13 protein-coding genes are annotated in these 11,636 nt (G+C 36.8%); 11 read left to right on the top strand and 2 right to left on the bottom strand.

Annotated elements, in window-relative coordinates:
- The first annotated feature begins 229 nt into the window (after nucleotides 1-229).
- A complete protein-coding gene (gene secE / locus ABEA36_RS12110; protein ID WP_345492548.1) occupies nucleotides 230-631 on the top strand; it encodes a preprotein translocase subunit SecE in 402 nt (133 codons plus the stop codon).
- A 1-nt stretch (nucleotide 632) separates the two neighbouring features.
- Nucleotides 633-1,178, top strand: coding sequence for a transcription termination/antitermination protein NusG (gene nusG / locus ABEA36_RS12105; RefSeq protein WP_345492546.1), 546 nt, complete (start codon nucleotides 633-635; stop codon nucleotides 1,176-1,178).
- Between the two features lie 66 nt (nucleotides 1,179-1,244).
- On the opposite strand, the gene ABEA36_RS12100 is transcribed toward nusG, so the two are convergent.
- Nucleotides 1,245-2,531: an NAD(P)/FAD-dependent oxidoreductase gene (locus tag ABEA36_RS12100; RefSeq protein WP_345492544.1), complete on the bottom strand. Its 1,287-nt coding sequence runs from the start codon at nucleotides 2,529-2,531 to the stop codon at nucleotides 1,245-1,247.
- Between the two features lie 245 nt (nucleotides 2,532-2,776).
- Between ABEA36_RS12100 and ABEA36_RS12095 the strand changes: the two genes are divergently transcribed.
- The 5 genes from ABEA36_RS12095 to rraA all read left to right on the top strand — a co-directional run bounded on the left by ABEA36_RS12095 (nucleotide 2,777) and on the right by rraA (nucleotide 7,643).
- Nucleotides 2,777-3,748 (top strand): HlyD family secretion protein, encoded by a 972-nt coding sequence (locus ABEA36_RS12095; protein ID WP_345492542.1) that lies wholly within the window; start codon nucleotides 2,777-2,779, stop codon nucleotides 3,746-3,748.
- Nucleotides 3,730-4,878: an ABC transporter permease gene (locus tag ABEA36_RS12090; RefSeq protein WP_345492539.1), complete on the top strand. Its 1,149-nt coding sequence runs from the start codon at nucleotides 3,730-3,732 to the stop codon at nucleotides 4,876-4,878. The genes ABEA36_RS12095 and ABEA36_RS12090 overlap by 19 nt, the downstream gene beginning before the upstream one ends.
- A 1-nt stretch (nucleotide 4,879) precedes the next feature.
- Nucleotides 4,880-6,037 carry an ABC transporter permease gene (locus ABEA36_RS12085; RefSeq protein WP_345492537.1) on the top strand — a complete coding sequence of 386 codons (1,158 nt, stop codon included), beginning with the start codon at nucleotides 4,880-4,882 and terminating at the stop codon, nucleotides 6,035-6,037.
- A gap of 105 nt (nucleotides 6,038-6,142) precedes the next feature.
- Complete coding sequence (locus ABEA36_RS12080; RefSeq protein ID WP_345492535.1) at nucleotides 6,143-7,051, top strand: 1,4-dihydroxy-2-naphthoate polyprenyltransferase; 909 nt, start codon at nucleotides 6,143-6,145, stop codon at nucleotides 7,049-7,051.
- Nucleotides 7,052-7,151: 100 nt separating this feature from the next.
- Nucleotides 7,152-7,643: a ribonuclease E activity regulator RraA gene (rraA, locus tag ABEA36_RS12075; protein ID WP_345492532.1), complete on the top strand. Its 492-nt coding sequence runs from the start codon at nucleotides 7,152-7,154 to the stop codon at nucleotides 7,641-7,643.
- A 47-nt stretch (nucleotides 7,644-7,690) separates the two neighbouring features.
- Here rraA and ABEA36_RS12070 read toward each other — a convergent pair whose 3' ends face one another.
- Complete coding sequence (locus ABEA36_RS12070; protein ID WP_345492530.1) at nucleotides 7,691-8,296, bottom strand: FMN-dependent NADH-azoreductase; 606 nt, start codon at nucleotides 8,294-8,296, stop codon at nucleotides 7,691-7,693.
- A gap of 191 nt (nucleotides 8,297-8,487) precedes the next feature.
- Between ABEA36_RS12070 and modA the strand changes: the two genes are divergently transcribed.
- Genes modA through modD form a run of 4 tightly spaced genes read left to right on the top strand, consistent with a single transcriptional unit; the run spans nucleotide 8,488 to nucleotide 11,508 of the window.
- On the top strand, nucleotides 8,488-9,228 hold the full coding sequence (gene modA, locus ABEA36_RS12065; protein WP_345492528.1) for a molybdate ABC transporter substrate-binding protein: 741 nt from the start codon (nucleotides 8,488-8,490) through the stop codon (nucleotides 9,226-9,228).
- Between the two features lie 24 nt (nucleotides 9,229-9,252).
- Nucleotides 9,253-10,035 carry an ABC transporter permease gene (locus ABEA36_RS12060; protein ID WP_345492550.1) on the top strand — a complete coding sequence of 261 codons (783 nt, stop codon included), beginning with the start codon at nucleotides 9,253-9,255 and terminating at the stop codon, nucleotides 10,033-10,035.
- Nucleotides 10,022-10,639 (top strand): ATP-binding cassette domain-containing protein, encoded by a 618-nt coding sequence (locus tag ABEA36_RS12055; protein ID WP_345492526.1) that lies wholly within the window; start codon nucleotides 10,022-10,024, stop codon nucleotides 10,637-10,639. The genes ABEA36_RS12060 and ABEA36_RS12055 overlap by 14 nt, the downstream gene beginning before the upstream one ends.
- A 23-nt stretch (nucleotides 10,640-10,662) precedes the next feature.
- The gene (modD, locus tag ABEA36_RS12050) at nucleotides 10,663-11,508 is read left to right on the top strand and encodes a ModD protein (protein ID WP_345492524.1); all 846 of its coding nucleotides are present in this window, start codon (nucleotides 10,663-10,665) and stop codon (nucleotides 11,506-11,508) included.
- Nucleotides 11,509-11,636 lie beyond the last annotated feature (128 nt).

Here is an 11,636-nt window from a genome sequence, read left to right as displayed (position 1 = left end):
CGATCCGTGAAGGTGGACGTACAGTTGGTGCTGGTGTTGTTGCTAAGGTTATTAAATAATCTTCGTAATCGATGATAAATTATGAAGGGGTATCTTAAGATGCCCTTTCTTATCTTGTCGAATTTTTGTGTTGATAGTCTATTTAGTAAAATGTTTTGAGCTTTTTGATAGAGCATTTTATAAAGTAGATTATTATTCAATAAGATAAAAAATAAAGAATGGGTTTTATATGAGTATTGTTAGTGATAATCAAAGAACAAGCAAAGCGCTTGATAAAGTTAAATGGCTTTTAGTCTTTGTACTAGTAGCTTTAGTCGTATGGGGTAATTTTTACTTTGCAGAGCCTAATTCGATCTACCAACCTAATGTTGTAGTAAGAATTGTAGGTGTTATCCTTGTGTCTGTTTTAGCGTTATTTCTAGCAATAACAACACAGTCAGGAAAAGGTTTTGTTACTTTTGCTAAAGAATCCCGTATTGAACTTCGTAAAGTCGTATGGCCAACGAGAAAAGAAACAATACAAACAACGCTATTAATTGCAGTAATTACCGTTGTTGTTGGTTTATGTTTATGGGGAATGGATACTTTCTTTTTCTGGGCAATATCAAAATTAACAGTGTTAGGGCATTAGTATGAGTGAAACACAAAATAAGCGTTGGTATGTAATTCAGGCTTACTCGGGCTACGAGGCGCGTGTTGCTCAATCATTACGTGAGTATATCAAATTACATAACATGGAAGATCTATTTGGTGAGGTCTTAGTTCCCACTGAAGAAGTTGTTGAAATGAAAGGTGGTCAACGACGCAAAAGCGAACGAAAATTCTTCCCAGGTTATGTGTTAGTTGAAATGATTATGAATGATGCTTCTTGGCATTTAGTTCGTAGTGTTCCTCGTACTATGGGCTTTATTGGTGGAACATCAGATCGACCTGCACCAATTTCACAACGTGAAGTTGATGCTATTATGAATCGCCTACAACAAGTCGGTGATAAGCCAAGACCGAAAACATTATTTGAACCCGGTGAAATGGTTCGAGTTAATGAAGGGCCGTTTGCTGACTTCAATGGTGTCGTTGAAGAAGTGGATTATGAAAAAAGCCGCTTAAAAGTGTCTGTATCTATTTTTGGTCGTTCAACACCGGTTGAGTTAGATTTTAGCCAAGTAGAAAAAAGCTAATTAACGACGTAAATGATGTTGATAAAAAAACCGAGCTTTTGCTCGGTTTTTTGTTTATCGGCCGACTTAATCCATATTGACCGAAGTACGAATTGAACGATAAACTTTATTCGCTCTAACTAACCGGAATGTTTTAAAAATACCAAATAATGCCACTTGGTGGAAACGGTACAACATTTTATAAATACATGAGGCTAACCAACCTTTAACTCCCATCTGGTTCTTACCAATTGTTGTTACAACACCCTGTGCAGTATGTGCTAATGAAATGATTGTGCCTTTATTATTATAGGCAAATGATTTAAGTTTTTTATCTTTAACAATAGCAATAATATTTTTTGCGCAAATTGTCGCCATTTGATGAGCGGCTTGTGCTGTTGCTGGCGTAAAACCACCTTCGGGCTTAGCACTACATGCACAGTCACCTATCGCAAAAATGGCATCATCACGGGTGGTTTGTAATGTCGGTTTTACAACAAGTTGATTTGCACGGTTTGTTTCAAGTTCTGCAATATCTTTTAAGAAATCAGGCGCTTTAACACCCGCTGTCCACATCATAATATCAGCAGGGATTGGGTCTTGTCCTTCAGGATAAAAGTTATTTTCATCAGCTTTAACAATTTTTGTTTTTGTTAATACTGTTGCACCAAATTCTTCAAGTTTGGCTTGGATATTCTTACTTGCTGATTTAGGGAGTGCAGGTAGGATGCGATCTGTTGCTTCTATTAGCGTAATGTTAAGGAGTGATGGATCTAATTTTTCAAATCCATAACTACCCAGTGTTTTAACCATACTAAATAATTCAGTCGTTAACTCAACACCAGTTGCGCCAGCGCCTACAATGGCAATATTCAGTTTTTGTTTATCTTCTAAGCCAGATGAAAAACGGAAGAAAGTCGATAAAATGGATTTTCTAAAACGTTTTGCTGACTCTTGGTCATCAAGGAATGTACAATGTTCTTTTACGCCTGGTGTACCAAAGTCATTTGAAGTACTACCAATCGCCATCACTAAAACATCATAACTCACGGTTGTTTCAGGAAAAATAACTTGATTTTTGCTATCAACAACGTTATTAAGTGTGATCGTTTTATCATTACGGTTGATATTACTGAGCTGGCCTTGTTGAAATGAAAAAGAGTTATTTTGTCCTTGGGCAAAATAATTCACATGATCAAGTTCATCATTTAATGTCCCTGTTGCAATTTCATGTAACAATGGTTTCCAAAGGTGATTGGTGTTTTTATCAACAAGTGTGATTTTGGCTTTCTTAGATTTGCCAAGTTTTTTCCCTAACAGTGTCGCTAGCTCTAATCCACCAGCACCACCACCAACAATAACAATTTTTTTCATATTCTTGTACCTTATTATAACATTTCGTAATATCATACTAAATAAGTAGGTTTTTATCTAATAGATTTGCATCTATTTTGAGATAAGTAAAAACTATCAGTTAGATAAATAGGCACAATTGGTATAACAATTCACGTTGCTCTTATATATGATACAGTGCCTTGATGATGATATTATCCAATATCATTCAATCTATTTAGCCCAATACAATACTTACCCGTTAATTCAATTCGCGCTAATTTATTATGAATAAAAAAATTTTTGCTGTTGTACTGCTTGTGATTGTCACCATTTCTATGACAATTCTAATACGATCACATAATAGTGATTTAATTTTACAAGGTGAAGTTGATGCACCTAATGTCAACTTATCGTCTAAAGCACGAGGTAAAGTTGAGGCGATACATGTTAATCGCGGTGATGATGTTAAAGCCGGTGATATTGTCATAACTTTAGATAGCCCAGAGCTCCTAGCTCAAGTTAAAGCGGCTCAGGCACAGCGTGATCAGGCTAAATCACAATTAGCAATATCGGTGCATGGCACGCGTGAAGAGAGCATTCGCTACTATGAAGCATTATTTGAACAAGCAAAAGTAAATTATGATAATGCAGAGAAAGAGTATGAACGAAATAAAGCCGTATCGAGCAAAGGTTACCTCTCTCAGTCAGTATTAGATAATGCGTTAAAAGCACGCGATGCTGCCTATCAGCAAGTTAATTCAGCACAAGCTAATTTAGACCAAGCTTTACATGGTGATCGGGTAGAACAAAAACAAATTTATGAAGCTCAATTACAACAAGCTGAAGAAAATCTTAATCAGTTAATGATTCAATATGATGATCTACAAGTCAAATCACCTGTAAATGGTGAAGTCGGCTCTATTCCTGCTGAAGTGGGTGAACTATTTAATGCAACGAGCCCACTACTGACAGTTGTCAGATTATCGGATGCTTATTTTGTATTTAATATTCGAGAAGACATCTTAGTGAAGATTCATAAAGGTGACCATGTCTTTTTACAAGTTCCCGCACTCGGTAAAAAAGAGATTGAAACTGAAGTGAGGTATATTGCTCCAATGGGTGATTATGCAACTAAAAGAGCAACTAGAGCAACAGGCGATTTTGATTTAAAAACCTTTGAAATTCGTTTATATCCAGTACAACCGGTTGAAGGCCTACGCGTGGGTATGAGTAGCTTATGGATATTAAACAATTAATCATTGATTTCTTAAAGCGATTTAAAGTGGCATTTAATGATGAAATGCACTTTATCTTTAAACGCTTTACTTATCATTGGCTGCTGTGGATTTTGCCATTGATGATTTTTATGCTTATTAGCAGCATATTTTCAACAGGTGTATTATTTGATTTACCGGTTGGTTTTGTTGATCAAGATAAAAGTAGTTTATCAAGGCAAATTATTCGCGATCTTGATGCCGGCGCACATGCTCATTTGATTAATTATGACAGTGGCTTAAATAATGGGGAAAAAGCGCTAGCCAAGGCACAAATTTATGCACTACTTTATATCCCGCCTAATTTTGAGGCTGATGTCTTATCGGGGCGTCAACCAACCCCTGTTTTATATTATAATGCATTATATTATAGTGCTGGGCTCTATTCTGTCATGGATTACTCGGGGTTAATTCATGAGCTCAATAGCCAATATCGCAGTATATTAGCGACCAAAATAGGCATTTCAGTGCCTAAATTAGCACAGGCTAATTTTAATTATGATGGCCTCTTTAATGCGAGTGGCAACTCGATGTATTTCCAACAATTTTCGGCAGTTGTTCATCTACTCCAGTTATTCGTTGTCACCATGACTATTCATATCTTAGGTAAATTGCCACGGCGAACTAGGCCAAGTTATCCTTTTGTACTGGGTAAATTAGCGCCTTATACATTATGGTATACCATGTTACTGATCTTCGAGATTGCTTTACTTGTCTTGTTTTCACAAGCACGGGTTGCCGGGAATCCATTTTCTATGTTAACGGTAGCATTCTTTTATGTTATTGCTGCACAAAGTTTAGGGATTTTTTTATTTAGTTTTACCCGTTCAACCATTGATGCCTATTCGTATGTAGGTTTGCTTGTTGGACTCGCATTAACCTATTCAGGGGTTGTGGTTCCTGAGCTTTCTATGCCTTGGGTTGCACGAGCGATTTCATCTATCGAACCATTAACCTATGCACTAAATCGATTATTTGATTTATTTTTACGGCATGCGGATGTGATTTCTGTGTTAAAAACGTGTGCAATACTGATGATTTACCCCATTATTATCACGGTATTGGTGAGAAAGCGTTTAGTCAAGCGTTTAAATAGAGAGGAAGTGCTATAAAATGTTTAAACTCTACTGGGCTGCATTTACACGGGTAACTTTGCGTTTATTAGGTATTCCAAAATGGTTATTGCTGATTTTTTCAGTGGTATTAATGAGCTTGGTATACATGAATGGCACTGTATCAAATTTACCGGTTGCGGTGGTCGATTTAGATCATAGCGAGTCTAGCCGAGATTTGATGCGCGCATTAAATACCAGTTCAAAAGTTGACATGATGATGTATGAAAATTCTCTAGCAGCTTATCAAGATATTAATGAGCGCAAAATTTTTGCAGTGATTACCATTCCGCGTAATTATGAAAAACGACTTTTAAAAGGTGAAACAGTTAATATTCCAGCCTATGGTGATGCATCAAGTCGCTTAGCTAATGGTATGATACAACAAGACTTTAAAGCTATCTATCAACAAGTCTTATTAAATTATAACGCTAATATTATGCGTAATAATGGTTTTACGCCTCAGCAGGTAAGTATTGTGCTTATGCCGATTAACAGTCAAACGGAACCTCTCTATAATGCCGGAATTAGTCTTGCGGCTATTACGTTTCCAGGTTTACTTGTCATGCTGTTACAGCATTCATTATTGATTGCGACAACCCGTACCAATATTGCATTAAATACTTTACCACAAGGAAAACCACCAAAAATTATTTTTTTAGGCAGTTTGTCTGCCTTAGTACCTATTTGGTTATTTTTATCAATTGTTTTGTTTGGTTTATGGCCTTGGGTATTGGGGTATCGACAGTTAGCAAGCTTATCACAAATACTATTAATGACATTCCCCTTTATATTAGCGGTCATGGGGCTTGCAAAACTGCTTACAGAATGTTTACGTCGTGTTGAGATGATTTATCTGACATTAGCCTTTATTACTACACCTGTTTTTTATTTATCAGGAACAATTTGGCCACTTGATGCGATGCCCCACTGGGTTCAACTGATTGCTAAATTACTCCCTTCCACATGGGCCACCAATATGATTGCAAGTGTAAATCAAATGGGTTTATCCATCTCAGATAACCTTTTTAATATTTTCATGTTGTTGGTGCTGTGTGCATTTTATACTTCATTAGGTATTTTTATTGCAGCATTAAGGGATGGGCGACTGCGAAAATATTTCCGTTACCGTCTAATAAGGCAAAAATCAAACTTATAATATTGATCATTCAAATATTACTTTAGCTTTAACCTTATCATAAGGGGTGAATCATTCTAAGATAACTGCTATGATTCAGTTTTCTTTTTGCTCAAAAATATCATTATGAAACCTGACTCTGCTTTATTGGCTTGGTTAAGTAGCTTTCGTCTAAAAACATTACCCTTAGCAATTTCAGCTATATTGATTGGGAGTGCACTAGCTTATTGGCAGCATACATTCCGTTGGTCAATCTTTTTATTTACTCTACTAACCGCGTGTTTGTTACAAATTTTATCAAATCTTGCCAATGATTACGGCGATGGCCTTAAAGGAAATGATTCAATAAATCGTATTGGTCCAAAGCGAGGGATTCATCGAGGTGATATTACCCTCCGTCAATTATTGATTGCGTTGATGATCAATACCATTTTATGTGCAATTAGCGGATTATGTCTGCTTATTGTAGCTTGCGATACAGGTCAGGAGTTAATTGTATTTATTGGGATTGGCATTTTATCGATCATTGCTGCGATTACCTATACAGTTGGCAAAAATCCCTATGGGTATATTGGACTTGGTGATATTTCTGTTTTAATCTTTTTTGGTTGTGTGAGTGTATTAGGGAGTTTTTATTTGCAGCACAAATCGCTCTCATTATCTTTTATGCTTCCCGCTTGCGGGAGTGGTTTATTATCGGTAGCTGTACTCAATATTAATAATTTGAGGGATTACCAAAGTGATAAGGCAAACCACAAAAAAACATTGGTTGTGATAATCGGGATCAAATGGGCTAAATACTATCATATTGCTTTATTAACGCTTTCATATTTGCTATTGAGTCTGTTTTCTTGGTGTTATTTAAACAACATAAGTGGCTGGCTATTCCTCGTTACTTTACCACTCTGTATTTACCATCTAAAAGCGGTTTTCATCGCACGGAATCATCATGATTTCATTGTCCAGTTTGTTCCTATGATTCGTTTAGCATTGATCGTGAATATACTTTACAGTCTGGGTATTATTTTGAGCTAGTTCACATTTAATTGTATCTAACAGTGGGTTATTTTTGCTATCTGGCTGTATTTAGCAGTATACTAGGTCATTATTTGTATTTTCAGTTAGGAGGCATTATATGGATTTTGATACTTCAATTCTATGCGATTATTATCCGGAAGACGTCAATGTTGTTGAGCCATTATTTACCAATTTTGGTGGTATTTCGTCGTTTTCAGGTCAGGTGGTGACGGTTAAGTGTTTTGAGGATAATGGCCTTTTGTATGAAGTATTACAAAATGATGGCGCTGGAAAAGTTTTAGTGGTTGACGGTGGTGGTTCTGTGCGTCGAGCATTATTTGACGGTGAACTGATTGATATCGCGGTGCAAAATAACTGGGAAGGTATCATTGTTTATGGTGCAGTAAGGCAAGTCGACTATTTGTCAGATGCTGATATTGGTATTCAAGCTATTGCGGCAATTCCTGTTGGTGCAGAAGATCAGGGAATTGGTGAAACGGATATCAAAGTTAATTTTGCAGGCGTGACATTTTTCTCTGGTGATTTTGTCTATGCCGATAATACTGGCATTATTTTGTCTGAAATTGCGCTTGAAATTAATGAAGAATAAGTTTGATGAAATAAAATCATTTTATTGATTTTATTTCATTCTCTTTTTTACAATGAATGAATATCTTTTTTAGCGTTTGTTATCGCTTGTTCTTTCATTTCAGGACTAATATTAACCCCTTCAGCTCGAATATATTTAATATCTGTGATACCAATTAATCCAAGTACAGCTTTAATATATGTTTCTTGATGATCGAGAGCGTTATAAGGTGCTGTGCTGTATATTCCTCCGCGTGTTGAGACAATAATTGTTGGCTTATTCTCAACTAACCCTTTTGGACCTTGTTCAGTATAACTAAAGGTAATGCCTGCCTGGCAAATTTGGTCAAGCCATGTTTTTAAACCACTGCTGATACCAAAGTTATGCATTGGAGCACCAATAACAATTAGGTCGGCAGTTTGAAGTTCTTCAATTGACGTTAAAATTTCATTATATGCGACTTTTTGAGAATCAGTTAATGAAGAAGTATCTTTAGTTTTAAGCGCAGTCATCACTTCAAGTGTTAAATGTGCAGGCGGGTATTCACCCACATTTTTTTCAACAACGGTAACTGAACCCGTTTGTTCTTTTAGTTGATTAATGACATCGTGTATTAATGAATTCGACACAGAGAAATCTTTTAAAATACTTGATTTAATACAAAGAATTTTCATATAAGTTCCTTTCTAAAATAGAAAATAGATTCGGGAATAATAATTATACCTAATAGTTGAGTTTTTTAGTAGGTTATTTATTATCAAAATGGGTTATCGCTTTTAAGCAAACTTTTGATATTCAATTTACAAGCACACTCGTTATATAATAAAATACATAACGATTGTAATGATGAAAATTGAGAGCCTATATGACCGTATACACCAAGATAATCTGCTTTTGCACGATTTTGCTAAACACATTAAACTGCTATGCTGATGAGTTACACCTTTATGCGGGAGCAGGGTTAAGGATACCAGTTGAAAAAATTGTCAGCCATTTTATGCAAGATACGGGGCACAACGTTATTGTTGAGTATGGTGGCTCAGGTCAAATTCTGACCCGTTTCGAGCTGACGAAGACAGGGGATGTTTTTTTACCAGGGTCTGCTGAATATGTAGATAAATTATCATCAACGGACCAAATTGTTAGCGCTTCACCTATCGTTTTACATACACCGGCTTTAGTTGTACGCAAAGATAAAGGCATTACAACCATTAAGCAACTTGCTGAGAGCTCATTAAAACTGGGTATGGGAGATCCTAAGGCAATCGCATTAGGTGTTGCTGGTGAAAAGTTATTATCTGCTAGTGGTTATGGTCAGCAGTTAGAAGATAAAGTCATTGTACGTACAACCACAATCAAACAACTATTACTTTATCTTTTAAATGGTGATATTGATGCCGCAGTTATTGGTCGCTCTGACGCAATAAAAAACCAAGATGTGTTAGAATTATTACCCACACCGATTGGTACGCCAGAAGAGATCGTGACGGTTGCCGTGTTGAAAACATCTCATTATCCGCAATCTGCGGCTCAGCTAGCTGATTACTTTTCGTCAGAAGAAGGTAAACGGATCTTTATTGAGCAAGGTTTTTTACCAATAAACTAATCAATGCGGAATAGTACAACTTTAATGACTAAATTAATGCTATGCCCATTGTTGTTACTGTTATTTTTGATTCTGGGGTCAATGGTATCGCTATTTTTACAAATTGATAGTGGGATTATCTCCGCATTAATTTTTGATCCAGAAATCCACTTTGCATTAATTTTATCAATTACAACGGCACTTGTTTCATTATTATTTGCGTTAATTATTGCTATACCCGCCGCTTGGTCACTTGAAAGAATTCCTTTTAAAGGTAAAAAATGGCTTAATCTAATATTAGATTTGCCAATGGTTATGCCACCATTAGTTGCAGGAATAGGATTGTTATTATTATTGGGGCAAGCGGGGCCTGTCAATGATATTTTCCCTGCATTTGCTCGATGGTTGTTTTCACCTATTGGCATTGTCATCGCACAAACCTATGTGGCCAGTGCTATTATTGTTAGAAATAGTAGTGCCGCCTTTTCCTCTATAGATAAAGGATACCTCAACGCAGCCTATAATCTTGGACTCACGCCAATAAAAACCCTTTTATTTGTTGAGATACCGCTTGTTTGGAAAGTTTTACTCAGCAGCTGTATCTTAGCCCTGGCAAGAGCAATGGGGGAGTTTGGTGCAACATTGATGTTAGCCGGTGCCACAAGAATGAAAACAGAAACATTGCCAATGGCTATCTATTTAAATATTGCGAGTGGTGATTTTAAACAAGCGATTGGTTGCGCATTACTCCTCATGCTTATTGCATCTTCATTGCTATTTATCATTCATCTATTACAACGTGAAGCAAAACAACATGCTGTGCATTAAACAATTACAGGTCGGTATTATTAGCAAACTTGATTTCGTTATTGCGTCATCTGATATTATAGCATTGTGTGGGCATTCAGGCAGTGGTAAAACGACCTTACTCGATGCTATTGCTGGTTATCGCGATTATCAAGGTCATATTTCCATTGATGGCGTTAATATCGATAAATACCATCCTTGGCAACGGCCATGTCGATATTTAAATCAGCGTCTTTATTTATTCCCTCATCTGACGGTTTTAGCGAATTTACATTTAGCACAGTATGCAGCAAAGCAATCGAAAAGTGATGATGCATGTAAGATGATTTTAAAGCAAGTTGGTATCGGTCATTTAGCCGATCGTTATCCTTGGCAAATTTCTGGTGGGGAGCAGCAACGAGCGGCTTTAGCTCGAGTACTAATTAGCAACCCTAAATTGCTACTCCTTGATGAACCATTTTCAAGTTTAGACTGGCAATTACGGATGAATTTATGGCAATTGGTTATCGATATACAGGCACAATACTCGATGACAATATTATTGGTCACGCATGAGCCAAAAGAGGCGAGTATGTTGGCTAACCACATTTATCATTTACAGCAAGGTAATTTATTTACCGAATAAAAAATAACGCAACAAGGATTGATATGTTCTATTATTCAGAGCAACTATTAGACAGCTTATTACTCAGTGATATTGAATATGGCGATTTAACCACACGTTTATTAGCGATTGGCAATCAGCAGGGGGTGATGACCTTTTGCCGAAAAGCTGCTGGACGAGTGAGTGGTCTGACACTTTCTGAAAAATTGTTAAATCGATTATCGCTTACGGTGGTATGTCATGTGTCTGACGGTATGGATGTGGAGCAAGGCACGATCTTATTGACCGTTTATGGTCAAGCCGCTCAATTGCATCAAGGATGGAAAGTGGTACAAAATATTCTGGAGTGGAGTTGTGGCGTGGCAAACTATATGGCCCGGATGGTCGCTATTGCTAAACAAATTAATCCGCAAATTCGCATCGCCTGTACACGTAAAAGTATACCAGGTACAAAAACATTATCGATTGCAGCCATTAGCCATGGTGAGGGTATTTTACATCGTTCAGGCACCGCCGAATCAGTGTTACTGTTTGCTAATCATCGACGTTTTTGGTCTGATCCAAATGATTGGCTGGGGATGATTAAACAATTAAGATGTAATGCACCAGAAAAAAAGATCATTGTGGAAGCAGACAATATGAATGAAGCGTTGCAAGCTCTAGTCGCTCAACCTGATATTCTACAACTGGATAAATTTAATCCTAAACAAGTTAGAATTGTTATGTTTGAAGCTAAAGTCATCGCACCGCATTGTGTCATTTCTATTGCAGGAGGTGTCAACCTTAATAATATTGCTGACTTTGCACAAAGTGGAGTACCGTTAATTATTACATCAGCACCGTATTATGCTGCACCCGATGATATTAAAGTTGTATTAGAACCAATATGATAATGAGGCTTTCTAAAACAAAAAGGCCGCAGAGGCGGCCTTTAAGAATGCAATAAATATCAATGCTAATTATTTAATAACCTTAGCAACAACACCAGCACCAACTGTACGTCCACCTTCACGGATCG

This window comes from Orbus sasakiae (genome assembly GCF_039542345.1).
Lineage (GTDB): Bacteria > Pseudomonadota > Gammaproteobacteria > Enterobacterales > Orbaceae > Orbus > Orbus sasakiae.
Note: the sequence above shows the minus strand (reverse complement) of the source record. Positions and strands in the feature narration are given on the sequence as shown.

What these genes read in the sequence shown, in the direction of transcription:
- secE (WP_345492548.1), top strand. Translation starts at nt 230, where the DNA reads ATGAGTATTGTTAGTGATAATCAAAGAACAAGCAAAGCGCTTGATAAA.
- nusG (WP_345492546.1), top strand. Translation starts at nt 633, where the DNA reads ATGAGTGAAACACAAAATAAGCGTTGGTATGTAATTCAGGCTTACTCG.
- ABEA36_RS12100 (WP_345492544.1), bottom strand. Translation starts at nt 2,531, where the DNA reads ATGAAAAAAATTGTTATTGTTGGTGGTGGTGCTGGTGGATTAGAGCTA.
- ABEA36_RS12095 (WP_345492542.1), top strand. Translation starts at nt 2,777, where the DNA reads ATGAATAAAAAAATTTTTGCTGTTGTACTGCTTGTGATTGTCACCATT.
- ABEA36_RS12090 (WP_345492539.1), top strand. Translation starts at nt 3,730, where the DNA reads ATGGATATTAAACAATTAATCATTGATTTCTTAAAGCGATTTAAAGTG.
- ABEA36_RS12085 (WP_345492537.1), top strand. Translation starts at nt 4,880, where the DNA reads ATGTTTAAACTCTACTGGGCTGCATTTACACGGGTAACTTTGCGTTTA.
- ABEA36_RS12080 (WP_345492535.1), top strand. Translation starts at nt 6,143, where the DNA reads ATGAAACCTGACTCTGCTTTATTGGCTTGGTTAAGTAGCTTTCGTCTA.
- rraA (WP_345492532.1), top strand. Translation starts at nt 7,152, where the DNA reads ATGGATTTTGATACTTCAATTCTATGCGATTATTATCCGGAAGACGTC.
- ABEA36_RS12070 (WP_345492530.1), bottom strand. Translation starts at nt 8,296, where the DNA reads ATGAAAATTCTTTGTATTAAATCAAGTATTTTAAAAGATTTCTCTGTG.
- modA (WP_345492528.1), top strand. Translation starts at nt 8,488, where the DNA reads ATGACCGTATACACCAAGATAATCTGCTTTTGCACGATTTTGCTAAAC.
- ABEA36_RS12060 (WP_345492550.1), top strand. Translation starts at nt 9,253, where the DNA reads ATGACTAAATTAATGCTATGCCCATTGTTGTTACTGTTATTTTTGATT.
- ABEA36_RS12055 (WP_345492526.1), top strand. Translation starts at nt 10,022, where the DNA reads ATGCTGTGCATTAAACAATTACAGGTCGGTATTATTAGCAAACTTGAT.
- modD (WP_345492524.1), top strand. Translation starts at nt 10,663, where the DNA reads ATGTTCTATTATTCAGAGCAACTATTAGACAGCTTATTACTCAGTGAT.